Origin of the sequence: Roseovarius sp. A-2 (genome assembly GCF_002072155.1) — a bacterium.
Classification (GTDB): Bacteria; Pseudomonadota; Alphaproteobacteria; order Rhodobacterales; family Rhodobacteraceae; genus Roseovarius.
In genome coordinates this window covers 166,839-180,949 of record NZ_BDIY01000002.1, presented here as the reverse complement: position 1 = coordinate 180,949, position 14,111 = coordinate 166,839, and the positions used below count along the sequence as shown (strand labels likewise).

The 14,111-nt window shown below is 61.2% G+C and carries 15 protein-coding genes and 1 tRNA gene; 7 read left to right on the top strand and 9 right to left on the bottom strand.

Features of this window, described 5'->3' with window-relative positions; all coding sequences use genetic code 11:
• Positions 1 to 26 precede the first annotated feature (26 nt).
• The gene (locus tag BHD06_RS23620) at positions 27 to 182 is read right to left on the bottom strand and encodes a hypothetical protein (RefSeq protein ID WP_176214277.1); all 156 of its coding nucleotides are present in this window, start codon (positions 180 to 182) and stop codon (positions 27 to 29) included.
• Between BHD06_RS23620 and BHD06_RS04215 the strand changes: the two genes are divergently transcribed.
• Both BHD06_RS04215 and BHD06_RS04210 read left to right on the top strand, forming a co-directional pair.
• A complete protein-coding gene (locus BHD06_RS04215; protein ID WP_080455741.1) occupies positions 165 to 524 on the top strand; it encodes a hypothetical protein in 360 nt (119 codons plus the stop codon). The two genes, BHD06_RS23620 and BHD06_RS04215, sit on opposite strands and share 18 nt — an antisense overlap.
• Positions 515 to 591 (top strand) — tRNA-Pro (locus tag BHD06_RS04210). The genes BHD06_RS04215 and BHD06_RS04210 overlap by 10 nt, the downstream gene beginning before the upstream one ends.
• A gap of 50 nt (positions 592 to 641) precedes the next feature.
• Here BHD06_RS04210 and BHD06_RS04205 read toward each other — a convergent pair.
• From BHD06_RS04205 to BHD06_RS04175, 7 genes are all read right to left on the bottom strand, one after another.
• Entirely contained in the window at positions 642 to 2,300 is a 1,659-nt protein-coding gene (locus BHD06_RS04205) for a Na/Pi cotransporter family protein (protein WP_080455740.1), read from the bottom strand.
• Between the two features lie 46 nt (positions 2,301 to 2,346).
• The gene (locus BHD06_RS04200) at positions 2,347 to 3,144 is read right to left on the bottom strand and encodes a phosphodiesterase (RefSeq protein ID WP_080455739.1); all 798 of its coding nucleotides are present in this window, start codon (positions 3,142 to 3,144) and stop codon (positions 2,347 to 2,349) included.
• Between the two features lie 2 nt (positions 3,145 to 3,146).
• The gene (locus BHD06_RS04195) at positions 3,147 to 3,956 is read right to left on the bottom strand and encodes a carbohydrate ABC transporter permease (RefSeq protein WP_080455738.1); all 810 of its coding nucleotides are present in this window, start codon (positions 3,954 to 3,956) and stop codon (positions 3,147 to 3,149) included.
• Positions 3,953 to 4,846 (bottom strand): carbohydrate ABC transporter permease, encoded by an 894-nt coding sequence (locus BHD06_RS04190; protein WP_080455737.1) that lies wholly within the window; start codon positions 4,844 to 4,846, stop codon positions 3,953 to 3,955. The genes BHD06_RS04195 and BHD06_RS04190 overlap by 4 nt, the downstream gene beginning before the upstream one ends.
• Before the next feature lie 74 nt (positions 4,847 to 4,920).
• A complete protein-coding gene (locus BHD06_RS04185) occupies positions 4,921 to 6,177 on the bottom strand; it encodes an ABC transporter substrate-binding protein (protein ID WP_080455736.1) in 1,257 nt (418 codons plus the stop codon).
• A 42-nt stretch (positions 6,178 to 6,219) separates the two neighbouring features.
• Entirely contained in the window at positions 6,220 to 7,257 is a 1,038-nt protein-coding gene (locus BHD06_RS04180; protein ID WP_217805646.1) for an ABC transporter ATP-binding protein, read from the bottom strand.
• A complete protein-coding gene (locus BHD06_RS04175; RefSeq protein WP_080455953.1) occupies positions 7,254 to 8,030 on the bottom strand; it encodes a DeoR/GlpR family DNA-binding transcription regulator in 777 nt (258 codons plus the stop codon). The genes BHD06_RS04180 and BHD06_RS04175 overlap by 4 nt, the downstream gene beginning before the upstream one ends.
• Positions 8,031 to 8,333: 303 nt before the next feature.
• Between BHD06_RS04175 and BHD06_RS04170 the strand changes: the two genes are divergently transcribed.
• A complete protein-coding gene (locus BHD06_RS04170; RefSeq protein WP_080455734.1) occupies positions 8,334 to 9,218 on the top strand; it encodes an HAD-IIA family hydrolase in 885 nt (294 codons plus the stop codon).
• Between the two features lie 55 nt (positions 9,219 to 9,273).
• Positions 9,274 to 9,885, top strand: coding sequence for an SOS response-associated peptidase (locus tag BHD06_RS04165; protein ID WP_080455733.1), 612 nt, complete (start codon positions 9,274 to 9,276; stop codon positions 9,883 to 9,885).
• Positions 9,886 to 9,941: 56 nt separating this feature from the next.
• On the opposite strand, the gene BHD06_RS04160 is transcribed toward BHD06_RS04165, so the two are convergent.
• A complete protein-coding gene (locus BHD06_RS04160; RefSeq protein ID WP_080455732.1) occupies positions 9,942 to 10,325 on the bottom strand; it encodes a DUF4168 domain-containing protein in 384 nt (127 codons plus the stop codon).
• A 176-nt stretch (positions 10,326 to 10,501) separates the two neighbouring features.
• Between BHD06_RS04160 and BHD06_RS23615 the strand changes: the two genes are divergently transcribed.
• The 3 genes from BHD06_RS23615 to BHD06_RS04150 all read left to right on the top strand — a co-directional run bounded on the left by BHD06_RS23615 (position 10,502) and on the right by BHD06_RS04150 (position 13,402).
• Entirely contained in the window at positions 10,502 to 10,969 is a 468-nt protein-coding gene (locus tag BHD06_RS23615) for a hypothetical protein (RefSeq protein WP_176214276.1), read from the top strand.
• A 565-nt stretch (positions 10,970 to 11,534) separates the two neighbouring features.
• Complete coding sequence (locus BHD06_RS23610) at positions 11,535 to 11,705, top strand: hypothetical protein (protein WP_176214275.1); 171 nt, start codon at positions 11,535 to 11,537, stop codon at positions 11,703 to 11,705.
• Positions 11,706 to 12,022: 317 nt separating this feature from the next.
• On the top strand, positions 12,023 to 13,402 hold the full coding sequence (locus BHD06_RS04150) for a Fic family protein (protein ID WP_254892308.1): 1,380 nt from the start codon (positions 12,023 to 12,025) through the stop codon (positions 13,400 to 13,402).
• Positions 13,403 to 14,111 lie beyond the last annotated feature (709 nt).

Below are 14,111 nucleotides of genomic sequence, written 5' to 3'. Positions count from 1 at the left end.
AACGCCGCGCGGGCGGCGCCTGCCGCTCAGTCGATGCGTTTCGCTTTCTCGGCGTAACCACTGAGCCGCGCCGCGTGATCGGCCACCCGGCCAAGCCAGCGCAGCGCGTCGGTGCGCGCGGAGAGCGGCAGAAAGATCGCCACGCCGAACAGGTTGAAGACGGTATGAAAGAGCACCAGCACGGTCTGGTCATCCGTCCCGGCACGGCCGGCAGCCCGATCACCGTGGTGCCAGTATTAAAGCCAACCACGCCGATGGTGATCAGCGAAACGGCGGTCATGATTTCCACGCCCGGCAGGAACAACCCGACCCCGCCCTTGGCGGTCAACACCTGCGTCATCACTGGCCCCTGTGTTCTCGGACAGGATGCAAACGGGACGGTACAAGGCAAGGTGACATGGAGCCGCGCGGGTCAGTCAGAGCCGCCCCTGACCTATCGGCCCGGCAACCTTGCAAAGATGTCGCGTTCCCCCTTGCAAAGCCGTGTCACGCGGTATAATCGCACGGGCACGGTCGGGCTGTAGCGCAGCCTGGTAGCGCACCTGCTTCGGGAGCAGGGGGTCGGAGGTTCGAATCCTCTCAGCCCGACCAGTTTTCACGATACTTGACGCCAAGGCACCGCGCCGTGCGACGCGATCATCTCAGGATGTCGCGAGGCGGCTTTCGAGCAATTCGCCGCGATCCTCCAGCACGGGGTAGGCGATCATCGCGAAGGACGTGTTCAGCATCTTGAGCGCGCGGAGCAGGTCGAGATGAATGGCGCTCGTGGCGAATGTCTCGGCCTTGCCTTTGCGCAGCCGTTTGAGATGCGTGCGTTGCAGACTCTGCTCCAGGTCGCGGACCCGTTCCTTCTGCTCGACCAGCTCGCGCGCGAGGCCGATATCCTCGGACATCAGCACCGAGATTCCGTGCTGCACATTGCGCAGCACCACGTCGTGGAAATCCGACAATTCGCGCCAGCCATCGCTTGAGAATTGCAGGTTCTCGCTGTCCTTGACCTGTGCGAGGTCCACCATCTTGCGGGCGATCACGTCTGCTCCGGCCTCGAGATTGACGGCGATGCCCGACAGCTCGAAGGCGCGATTGCCGGTGTCCTCCTGCGGATCATTGCTGTGCACGCGCGACAGGTAGGTCCTGATATCGAGCGACATCTGCGTCAAGTTCCGCAACTCGGCGCGTTGCTTTCCCGCCGTTTCCTCGTCGTAGTGATCAAACAGGCCGATCGCCTCTCGCAGCATGATCTCGATCCGGTGGCCCATCTCAATAAGCTCGCGCTGCGCGCACGCAAAGGCGCGTCTGGGCTGATCCTGGACAGTCGGGTCGAGCGCGCTGCGCGAGGCTCCGTCGGTCTGCCTCTGCGGGGCATCCGGCACCAGCATCCCGGCGATGCGCATCAGCGGGCCGACCAGCGGCAGGCCGATCACAAGCAGCACGAGATTGAACGCAAGATGCAGATAGAGCGCCTGTTGTCCGGCACCCAGGTCAAGCCCCGGGGTCGGCAGGCCGTAGTTGACCAGCAGCGACAGCACCACCGCCGCACCGCCGCCGCGCAACAGCAGATTGCACCAGACCACGCGGCGCACGGCGGTTTCGGCCTTGAGTGTCAGGATCACGGCGATCACCGAGCCGCCGAGATTGGCCCCGAGCACCATCGACACCGTCGCCTCGAGCGGCAAAAGCCCCTGCGCGGCCAAAGTGGCGAAGAGCAGCACGGCGGCGACGCTGGAATGCACCAGCCAGGCAAAAAGCGCCGCCAGCACGAAGGCAAAAATCGCATCCCCCGCGAGATAGCGCATCGCCGCCTCGGCGCCTGCGAGGTTGGTCAGCGGCTGGCTGGCCTGGCGGATGAGATCAAGCGACAGGAAGATCAGCGACAGCCCGATCAGGATCCGGCCCGCCTGCCGCACGCGCCGGGCCGAGCTGCGCAGGAAGATCATCACCCCCGCCAGAAGCAGAAGCGGGGTTACGATGGCCAGTTTCGAATTCAGCACGAGGGCGACGATGGCCGAACCGAGATCCGCGCCCAGCATGATCGCGAGCCCCGCCACGCTGCCGATCGCGCCAGTGGACACGAACCCCGCCATCAGCACCGCCACGGCAGTCGAGCTTTGCATCAATATCGCCGTCGCTGCGCCCGACCCCGCCGCCGCGAGGCGGTTCGAGGTCGAGCGGCGCAGCCAGAGCCGCAGCTTGGCGCCGAGCGCCCGTTCAAACCCGGTGCGCACCAGCCGGACCGCCCAGATCAGCAGCGCCGCCGCAGCGGCCATGTTGACGACAAAGAGAACGGGTGTACTTTCCATAAGGCTCCCAAGGGTTTCGCAGGTGCCGACGCGTAGCGGCGAGTTTTCAGAAGGTGAACGGACCCTCGCCATGCGCGAAGGGCAGTTCGGTCCAGACCCCGCCAGGGGCCGTGTCGATCAGGGCGCATCCGGTGGGCCCGGTCATGAAGCCTGCCGCTGCATCCGCACGCCGGTCGAACGCGAATGCGCTGCAACAGGCAGGTGCCGTCACGACCGGATGCCGCCCGAGCAGGCCATGATATACACCATGCACATGCCCTGCCAAGATCCGAACCGGCACGCCGTGCCGATCCAGACCGTCCCGCAGCGCGTCGGGATTTGCAAGGCCGATTGCATCCATGAAGCGAATACCCGTCCGCAATGGCGGATGGTGCAGCGCCACGATGACCTGCCTGTCGCCTGACCCGGCCAGCGCCTCGCGCAAATGTGAAAGGCTCTCATCGCGCAGCGCGCCCCCGCCCTGCCCCTCGACCAATGTGTCAAGCCCGACGACACGTGTGTCGCCGATATCCGCCACCCAGTCGATCAATCCGCGCGGCGCAATCTCTGGCAGGTCGGAGAACGCCGCGCGAAACGGCTCGCGGCGGTCATGGTTGCCCGGGATCACGAGCAGCCGGACGCCCAGCCGCTCCAGCTCCTGCCGGGCGATGGCGTAGCTTTCGGCGCTGCCGTCATCGCTGATATCGCCGGTCACAAGCACCGCGTCGATGGGGCCGATGGCCTGCATCCGCGCGCGCAGCGTGGTAATGACCTCGTGCAGCAGATGGCCGGTATCGAGCCGCCCGGAGACCAGCTGCCCCGGTGCGACCGCGTGAAGGTCAGAGATATGCAGCAGCCACGCCACGGTCACTTGATCCCAGTGCGCAGGAAGGCCTGCACGAATTGCCGTTGAAAGACCAGAAAGGCGATCAGCAGGGGTGCCACAGACATGATCGTCGCCGCCGAGATCACGCTGATATCGACGCCGTTCTCAGGCGCGGCAAAGATCGACAGCCCCACAGTAAGCGGCCGCGTGTCGGGAGAGTTGGTGACGATCAGCGGCCAGAGGAAGTTGTTCCAGTGGGTCGAGACCGAGACCAGCCCATAAGCCAGATATGTGGGCCGCGCGAGGGGCACATAGACCCGCCACAGGATGCCGAACCAGCCGCAGCCCTCGACGCGCGCGGCCTCGTGCAGCTCGATCGGCACACCCTTGAATGCCTGCCGCATCAAGAAAATGCCAAAGGCCGAGGCCATGTAGGGCATGCCCACCCCGAGGATCGTGTCAAAGAGGCCCAGCCGCGAGACCATCACGTAATTCTCGACAATCAGCACCTCGGGCAGGATGAAAAGCTGCATCAGCACGAGGATGAACACTACATCCCGCCCAGGAAAGCGCACCTGCGCAAAGGCAAAACCCGCTAGCGTCGTGACGATGAATTGGCCGATAAGGATGACGGTGACCAGAAGGAAGGTGTTGAGAAAATACTTGAGCCACGGCGCACCGGCCCAGGCGGTGCGGACATTCTCCAGCGTCCAGGGGGCCACGATGTTGAAATTCACCGCGTCCGAGGTCGTGTGAAACGCCGCCCAGAAGGCGAAGACCAGCGGCGAGATCCAGATCACCGCCAGCAGCAGCGCGCCGGACGTCTCGATATGTCGCGTGACGCCGCTCATTGGTAATGGGTCCGCTTGTCGAGGATGGTGAACTTGACGCCTGCCACGATGCCCAGCACCAGTAGGATCAGGATCGTCATCGCCGCCGCCTGCGGTGCGTCGAAGAACGCAAAGGCCATCTCCCAGACGTAATAGAGGATCAGTTTCGAGGCGTCGTTCGGCCCGCCCTTGGTAAGAATGAAGAGGTGGTCGATCAGCTTGACCGAGTTGATCAGCGCGTTGACCATGATGAAGAGCGTGGTCGGCATCAGGAGCGGCAGCACGATCCGGCGGGTATAGGTAAAGCGGCTCGCCCCCTCGATATCGGCGGCTTCCTTGAGGTCTTCTGGAATGGTCTGGAGGGCGGCGAGGTAGAAAATCATGAAGAACCCGGCCTCTTTCCAGATCGTCACGATGATCACCGCCCAGAGCGCGGTTTCGGGCTGGCCCAGCCAGTTGACCGACGGCAAGCCAAACAGCGCGCCGATCTGGTCCAGCACCCCCAGCCCCGGCGTGTAGAAGAAGAGCCACAGGTTCGCGGCGGCGATCATCGGCAGCACGGTGGGCGTGAAATAGGCGGTGCGCACGAAGCCGCGCGCCGGGATCCTGGAATTCGCCCATAGCGCCATGCCCAGCGCGATGGCGATGGAAATCGGGATCGTCGCGCCGGCGTAGATCAGGTTGTTGGTGGCCACCTTCCAGAAGGTCGGGTCGGCGAAAAGGTCGGCATAGTTCCCGGTGCCCACGAATTCGCTGGCTTTGCGCCGCGTGCCCCGGCTGAACAGGCTGGTCCAGAGCGTCGCCATCGAGGGGTAAAAGGCAAAGGCCGTCAGCAGAATTGCCGCCGGCGACAGCAGGAGCCAGCCGTAAATTGCCTGTCTGCGGCGCTCGATATTCACATGGGTCGCCATCTTTGGCCTTTTCCTGTCATAAACCGGTGCCGGGCGATTGCCCGGCACCGGTAAAGCGGGCTAGCGGTGGAGGATTACCGGTAGTCCTTCAACAGCCGCTCGGCGGCGGCCTGTGCCTCGGCCAGCGCATCGGCGGGCGATTGGCTGCCGGTCAGCGCCGCCTGAATGGCGTTGTTGAGCCCGTCACGCACGCGCGCCGTCTCGAAGGTCGAGAACTCGGCGACGGCGTTTTCAAGCTGGTTGCGCGCCACCAGCGCGGGCGGAAACTCTTTCGTGTAGGCCTGCAACGCCCCGGTTTCATAGGCGGCGGGTGACACGCCCATATAGCCGGTGGAGATCGACCATTCGGCGGCCTGCTCGGGGGCTGTCATGAACTCGATCAGCTTGAGCGCGGCGGCGCGTTCCTCGTCGGTGGTGTCCTCGAAGACATAGAAATTGCCGCCGCCGGTGGGCGAGCCGGGCCGCTCGTTCGCGGGCAGTTCGGCCACGCCGAAATCAAACCCGGCGCTGTTCTTGACCGCCGTGAGGTTGCCGGTGGAATGCCACATCATCGCGGTCTGCCCCTCCAGGAACGCCTGGCGCAGCGTGCCCCATTCGACCGTGCCCTCGGGCATAATGCCGTGCTCGGTCGAGAGCGACTTCCAGAAGTCCAGCGTCTCGACAACCGCCGGGTCGTCGAAATAGGTCTCGAGCCCGTCGTCGGACATCAGCTCCTTGCCGTTCTGGATCGCCAGCGCCTGGAACATCCAGTAGGGATAGCCGGTCGAGGGGATCATCAACCCGTAGGTGTCGCCCCCGGTCAGCGCCTTGCCCATGCTCACCATCTCGTCCCAGGTGGCGGGGGGCGCTTCGGGGTCGAGGCCCGCGTCGCGGAACATGTCCTTGTTGTAATAGGCCACGATGGTCGAGCGCTGGAACGGGATGCCCCAGGTCTTGCCCTCAATCCGGCTATTGGCCATCAGCGCGGGATAAAAGCTGTCGAGCCAGGCCTCGTCCACGCCCTCGATATCCTCGAAGGCGACGATGCGCTGCTGCTCGATCAGGTCATAGGCGTCGATCGAGAACATCACCGCCAATTGCGCAGGCTCGCCCGACGCGATAGCCGACAGCGCGCGCACGCGGGTGTCGTCGTAATTGCCCGAATAGATCGCGTTGACCTTGATTTCGGGGTTGGCCTCCTCGAACCTGGCGACGATGCCATCGACCACCTCGGTCAGCGCACCGCCCACTGCAATCGGGTAATACATCGTCAGTTCGGTTTCCGCGGCCACCGGTGCGGCGGTCAGTGCCGCCACGGCGCTTGCCAGACTTATCTTTCTAATCGTGTTCATAGTTCTCTCCCTTGAATGAAACATGGTCTTTCCAACGCGACGTCAGACTGTCGCGCCATTCGGATGCCGCATCCTGTTTCCCCCGGCGTCGAAGAAATGCAGATCGTCATCGGCAAAATCTATCTCAAGCTCCTCGCCTGCCGGGATATTGCGCAATCCCGGCATCGAGATGGTCAGCCCGGTCGCTGCCGGGTGCGTCAGCCCCACAAAGGTCTCTGAGCCGAGGAACTCACATTCCGACACCCGGCATGTCAGCCGCCCCTTGCCGGGCTCGGCCAGGTGCAGGCTTTCGGCGCGCAGGCCGATGGTGCTGGCACTCTCATAGCCGGGGATCGCCGCACCTTCGAGCAACGCCATCGGCGGCGCGCCCACGAATTCGGCTACGAATGTATTGGCAGAGCGGTAATATAGATCTTCTGGCGCGCCGGTCTGCTGAATGCGCCCGTCCTTCATCAGAACCACCATGTCGGCCATGCTCATGGCCTCGGTCTGGTCATGGGTCACGTAGATCACCGTGATCCCCAGATCGACCTGCAACTTCTTGATATCCTTGCGCACCGAGGCGCGCAGCTTGGCGTCGAGATTGGAAAGCGGCTCGTCCATCAGGCACAGCGGCTGGTTCGCCACGATGGCGCGCGCCAGCGCCACGCGCTGCCGCTGCCCGCCCGACAACTCGCCCGGCTTGCGCGCCTCATAGCCCAAAAGCCCGGTGATCTCGAGCGCGCGGTGCAGTTTCTCGCGCCGCTCGGCGGCCTTGACCTTGCGCACTTTCAGGCCAAAGACCACGTTCTCGGCCACGCTCAGATGCGGAAAGAGCGCGTAGGACTGGAACACCATCGACAGGTTGCGTTCGGATGGCGCGGCGGTGGTCACGTCCCGCCCGTCGATCATGATCCGCCCCTCGTCGGGCAGTTCCAGCCCCGACAACAGGCGCAGCGTGGTCGACTTGCCGCATCCCGACGGCCCGAGCAGCGCCACGAACGCCCCGCGCGGAATCGACAGCGAGACCTGCTCGACGCCAAGCTGCCCGTTCCAGCGCTTGGCGACAGTCTGCACCTCGACGAACGCCTCCGACATCAGTCTGCCTCCTCTGCAAAGGTGATCCGCTCACCGAGTTGCTCGACCAGGTGGGAAAACGGCGCGGCGGGCGGACGGTCGCAGATCACGTGGTCAATCTGCGTGATCATGCCGCCCACGGCGGGGGCGAGACGCCCGAACTTGCTTCGGTCGATGACCAGAATGGAGGTTTGCGCATTGCGCCACATCCGGTAGGTGGCGCGCACCTCGGCTTGGTGGAATTCCAGCAACTCGCCCTCCCCCCCGATCCCGGCAGTTCCGAAGATCGCGTATTCCGCGCGGTAGCGCCCGAAGAACTCGACCACCTCCTCGCCGACGAAATCGCGATCCGGCAGGCGGATCTCTCCGCCCGGCAGGATGATCCGGTTGGAGATCTCCTCGCTCAGCGCCATCGCCACGCTGAGGTTGTTGGTGACGACGGTCAATTCCTTGCGCCGATGCAGCGCCCGCGCCACGCTGAGCGCCGTCGAACCGATCGAAATGAAGAGCGTCGCACCATCGGGAATGAGCCCCGCCGCCGTACTGGCAATCGCGCGCTTACCCACCAGGTTGGTGCCCGCCCGCTGATCGAAGGGCGTGTTGCGGTGCCCCTCGGCAAGCTCGATCCGCCCATGCGAGCGGTGCAGGTTCTCGCCATCGCACAGGATGTCGAGATCGCGCCGGATGGTCTGCATCGAGACGCCGAACATTTCGGCCAGCGCGCCGACGCTCACCCCGCCCTGCTCCTGCACGACTTGCTGAATGAGATCGTGCCGTCTGGTTTTCTTCGACGCCATGTCCGGTTCCATCATTTTGCCCGAGTGTTGAGCATGAATTGCAACAAAGCAACATTTTTTTACGTGGTTTTGTCGTGCTTTATCCTTGCGGCAGAGACCCGGCAACCCAGGAATCTACCGCTTTTATTGGATATTCCGACCGTTGAATCAGTGTTAACCGACAATTATGACGCTGACGTGAAATGTCGTATTGTTGTTTTTACTTTTATTTTTTTGTCCGCACTGTAAGTTCTCCCCAGCCCGGATGCAGTATCCGGGCCTGCGGCAACCGCAATTCGACATGGGTAGGGATTCGCCGGGCTGATGGATACTGTCGCAACCATATTCGACCGATACGAGGCCGTGCGCCATCGCCTGCCCCCGGCCAGCACCCCGGATGCGACGGCGCAGATCGCCTCGCTGCATGACATCGCCGCGCAGGCCGATGCCTTTGTCTTCGACGCCTACGGGGTTCTGAATATCGGCGAGGCGGGCATTCCCGGTGCTGCGCAGCGCCTGCGAGAGCTGCGTGCAAACGGCCACCAGATCCGCATCCTGTCCAATGCCGCCAGCTACACCCATGCCGGGGCCGTCGCCAAGTTTTGCAAGCTGGAAATGGGAGTGCGCGACCACGAGATCATCACCAGTCGCGACGCGACGCTGTCCCATCTGGAGCAGCGCCTGTGGGGCTGCATCGCCGCACCACAGGACGATCTGTCGGACATTCCCGCCCCGACGCGCCGCCTCGTCGACGATCCCGCAAGCTATGATCAGGTCGAGGGATTTCTGTTCCTGTCGACCGAAGTCTGGTCGCTGGAGCGGCAGGCGCTACTGGAGGCATCGTTGCTCGCCCGGCCCAGACCGCTGGTCATCGCCAATGCGGATCTGGTCGCCCCGCGCGAACACGGCTTTTCGCTGGAGCCGGGCTATTTCGGGCATCTCCTCGCCGATCGCGGCATTCCCGACATCCGTTTCTTCGGCAAGCCGTTTCGCGCCGTCTATGACATGATCGAGGCGTCGCTGCCCGGCATAGCGCCTGAGCGGATCGTGATGTGCGGCGACACGCTGCACACCGATATCCTGGGGGCTGCGGCCCTCGACTGGCGGACGGTGCTGGTCGAGCGGGACGGGCTGTTTTCCGGCGAGGACACCTGCGCCTATTTCCGGCAGGCCGGTCTGTTTCCCACCTGGCGGCTGTCGCGCATCTGAGCCGGTGGGTGGTGCGTACTTGTCGAATCAGCAGGGATGTTGCCACCTTCCACCCATGTGTGGACGTTTCATTGACCCCAACCTGCGCGGCACCGAATTCGAGTTCGCCGATCTCAGGATCACGCCCTTCCCGCGACGGTTCAACATCAAGCCGACGCAGGAGGTCTATGTTCTGCTGGGACAGGAGCTGACCTGCGCCCGATGGGGCCTGATCCCAAGTTGGCACAAGGGCGATTTAAAGGACTGGCGCGCGAGCACGATCAACGCGCGGATCGAGGAGGCCGCGACCAAGCCCAGTTTTCGCGGCGCGTGGCGTTATGGCCGCTGCCTGATCCCGGCGGGTGGCTATTATGAATGGACCGGAGCCAAGAGCCCCAAGCAACCGCATTTCTTCGCCAGCGCCGGCAACGAGGAGACGCTTTGGTTTGCAGGGCTCCTGTCGATCTGGAACGATCTGCGCACCTGCGCGATCCTTACGCGTGCAGCGAATGACACCGTCACGCCGGTCCATGACCGCATGCCGGTGATCCTGGATAGTGCAGAGCGCGACGACTGGCTGACCGGGAGTGACCGGACCGACGTCGGCGCTGCTTACCGCGTCAGGCACCATCCGGTCGCGCGGTTCGGTATCGAGGACGAGGGCAAAGACCTGATCGAACCCGAATAAACGCAGCCGCAGGGGGAAGGTCCTGCGGCTGCGCCATGCCACCAGCCTTGACGAGGCTAGTTTTGGAGCCTGGAGGTCAACTTGGCCTGAAGATCGGGATCGGCCTGGGCGATCTCCAGAATTTCGACATAGCGGTCGACTTCGATATCGGGGGCCTCTTCGACGGCCTGCGTGATCTCGGCCTGCGCTTCATTGATGAGCGCCTGTTTCTCCGCCTCATCCGTGACATCTTGCAGCCGGGTGCCGTACTCCTGTTCGATGGCGATGACATCCTCGAAGGCGACGACAAAGGCATCGAGCTCTGTGTCCGAAATCTCGGCCTGTGCGGTGCTTTGTTGTGCCATGGCAGGCAGCGTGGCGACAGGTGCAACGGCGATGGTCAGCGCCGTGAGGGCCGTGGTGAACATCTTGGCATTGGGCATTTCAATCTTCTCCGTCATGGTTGCTTGCGACAGCCAACCTAGGTGCCATGTCTCTCAACGCAAATCGGGGGCGCAGAAATATGCCGATGCGGATCATTGCCTATGAAATGGAGGCTCGCGGATATCCGCACGCACGCGGTGATACCCCACAAAACCGCGTTGAACATCCCGGCACGCACGTTAGGTTTGATCCCATGATCACTGCATCCAGCCAGATCGGCGCAGTCTGCGCCGCGGCCCCGCCCCACCCCGTCATGGACGGCCTGTCGTTTCGTCGGTTAGGCGGGCATGTCAGGGATATGGTTCTCGGCCTTGTGCTGTCGCTCTTCGCGACGGTAATCGTCTATGCCGACGAGATGCCGCAATCCTGGGTGCCCGAGGTGCTGACGCTGCCCGATGACGCCGAGGTGCAGATGGACCGGGCAATCGGGTCGAGCATTCGGATGTTTTCCTTCAGCACCGCTGCCAATGTGAACGACCTCTTCGCGGACTGGTCCGACGCACTTGAGAGCGACGGCTATAACATCCGTCCGCAACAGGCCGATCTCGAGGAAACGGCGATTGAGTTTTCCGGCCAGAATATTATGAACGCCAAGATTGCGACCGAGGCGGCCAGCGGCGGCGACCGCGTGGTGATCACCTTCGACGCGACGCTCGACTAACGGGCTTGGCAGGTCTTGCATTGCAGTGCCTGATGCGGTGATCGTTTTTGTTTCCGAAGATATCCGGCCACAGAACTCGGCCCAGATGGTGCGGCCCGGATCATCCAGCCGTTCGGGCGAGCAGAACAGCGAGATTGTCATCGTCGCCGTCCAGTCCCGCCCGCCAAGGCGCACCAGCGCCTCGGCCAGCGCATCCATGTAGCGCAAATCGAGCGCCAGGCAGCGGTTGCCGATGATCTGATCGACGATTTCCTCAAGGCTTGAGCAAGCGAAGCGTCCGCGACCGTCGGTCACGGAATGATCGACCCTATACGTCCATGTCTTGGTGGAACTTCACGGCAAAAACTGCCCGATGGTGCAGCTGAAGGGAGAAACCTGGAACTCTCTCTTCGATACGCTGCACGAGTGGGAAACCCAACTCCGCGCCTGTGAACCCCTTGCTTCATCATCATGTAATTGGCGATTTGCTGGCGAACTTTGAGCAGTTCCTGCAAGCGTTCTTCGCGCTGCTGTCTAATGGCGGCCTCCTGCAGGCGCTTGGCAGTTTGTCGAAAGGAGGTCCGCGATGATTCTGAAAGGTTCGCAACGCGATAATGTCGCTAAGCACGCCACCCACTTGCTGAACATGCGCGAGAACGGGCATGTCGATTTGCATGATTTGCGCACGTTGCAGGCAATAGCCATGCGTGCTGGTGCCGGAGTTCAAACCGCATGCAAAGCGGGACGACTCGTATAATGATTTTCGACGGTGTGCGTTAAAACGTACAGATTATCGACATCAGTATTTGATTTTCGACGCGCTTTAGCGTACCTTAGTTTTCGACATCTCGATGTGTTTCGGGGCTGTAATCGACAAGAGTAAGGTGTTTTCGACCAATGGAGCTAAGAGACCTCACACCGCGTTTCATCAAAGACGAGCCTCTCCCCGAGGCCGCGTCGCTAGCTGGGTGGTCTGCACTGACGCATGGGCTCGGCGTATCGGCTCCGGTCAGGCGACTTTCGTGTATTTCAGAACGCCATGTTCGTGGCACACGCCGACGCGAAGGACCTTGGGTGGTTTTTGACAAGCGTTACCTTCCAGATGCAACGCTAGAAGGACACCTGACCTTCGCGCTTCGCCATGAAGACATTGACCTACTTGTGCTAAAGCGTGTCTTTGAAGCCGTGCCCGCAACGGCCATCACGGAGATTGTAGCGGCAACCCCTACAGGCGCACTCGCGCGGCGAATCTGGTTTTTTTATGAGTTCCTGACCAGAAACAGGCTTGATCTGGACGATGCTCCAAAGCTCACCGCCGTCGACGCCCTGGAACCAAAACAGTATTTTACCACCAAAGGCACGCTATCAACACGTCACCGCGTACGGGACAACCTGCTCGGCAATAGCGAGCTGTGCCCGGTCATACGTCGAACAGAAAAGCTAGAAGAGTTCATAGCTCGTGATCTTTCAAGCACTGCACAAGAGACAATTGGGAAAACAGGAGCGCAGGTTGTCGCGCGCGCTGCCAATTTCCTTTTGTTGGCAGACAGCCGCGCCAGTTTTGAGATTGAAGGCGAGCGCCCTCCGATTAATCGGCTGGAGCGCTGGGGACGCGCGGTATTAGAAGCTGGTAAGCGGCCTCTTAATCAAACCGAAATCTACCGCCTGCACAAAATCCTGATAGGTGATGACCGCTTCACCCCCATCGGCTACCGGGATGAAGCGGTCTTTCTTGGCGAGCGCGATCATGACCATGTGCCTTTGCCCGAATTTATTGGCGCACGCCATCAGGACGTTCCAGAGCTCATGACGGCTCTGAACGAATGCAACAACAAGCTACGCATAACCGATGCTGAGGATGTCGATCCGATCTTGCAGGCTGCCTGTATCGCGTTTGGTTTTGTCTATATTCACCCACTGACAGATGGAAATGGCCGCCTACACCGTTGCCTGATTCATCACGTTCTTGCCGAGCGCGGCTTTGCTCCAAAAGGCATCGTTTTCCCTGTGTCTTCAGTGATGTTCGACCGGATTGAAGATTACCGCGCAGTGTTACAGAGCCATTCCGGCTTGCTGATGGACCACATCGATTGGCGCGCGTTGCCCAGCGGCAACGTCGAAGTCCTGAACGACACTGCCGATTTGTACCGTTATTATGATTGCACGGCGGAAGCTGAATTTCTTTATGAGTGCGTCCAGCGCACAGTTGAAAAAGATTTGCCTGAGGAAATCGATTACCTCAAACGGCATGACGTAGCGATGCGCGAGATCATGAACGCCGTTGAAATGCCAGACAAGCTGGCTGACGACCTAATCATGTTCATAAGGCAAAACGGGGGGAGCTTGTCGAAAAAGCGGCGGAGCCGATCACCATTCGACAAGCTGACTGATGAAGAAATTTCGATGATCGAAGGTATAGTTGGTGAGAGCTTTCCATCCGATGAGACCGACTGAAGACAAGTTTATGACGTTCTGACCATTCGAAGGAGCCGCCCTACGGGGCGGCGCTTTTTGCTATAGCTGATCGAACATATCGGTCTGCTCAAGCGCGGCCCTCTCTCACGAACGAACAGAAGAAAATCCTTCGATGCCTTGAGCTCGATGCCTATGAGTCAGCCTTTTTTGCAAGTTGCGCGGTACAGATGCGGGACATGGAAAATATTGAAGGTATCCGTGATCTCGATCCAGCCGTTGCCCCTGCGGATGACCATCTTTGCCTCCTATGCTATGGTTTGGCTGTTTGATGCGTTTCAGGACCACCTCTGTCAGCCCTTGGGGAAACTCATCCAGCCCCGTCACTTCGCCTTCAAAACCTTCTTCAGACTGCCAAGTCTCGTCTCCTTTCTGAAGAAAGCAGTTTCGAAGGTATACATGAAATGGCCCTGCGGGAATTTGATCCTGTTAGAGCTGCGATTCCGACGTTGTTCACGTTCGGGACGCTGCGTGAAGTGGCGCATTCGGATCAACTTGCCGAAGAACTTCAAGCGCTTGAAGCTCACAGGGCGGAAGTTGCGTCTTTGTTCAGACCGTTTCAGATCAGCCTTAAGAGTTGATGGGAGAAACGAATTCTACGCTAAAAGCCATGATGTGAATTTCATTGTCGGCAAGGCCTCGCCATACATCGAAAGTAGCCCTTCTACCCGTTTGCTGCGGAACAGTTCCT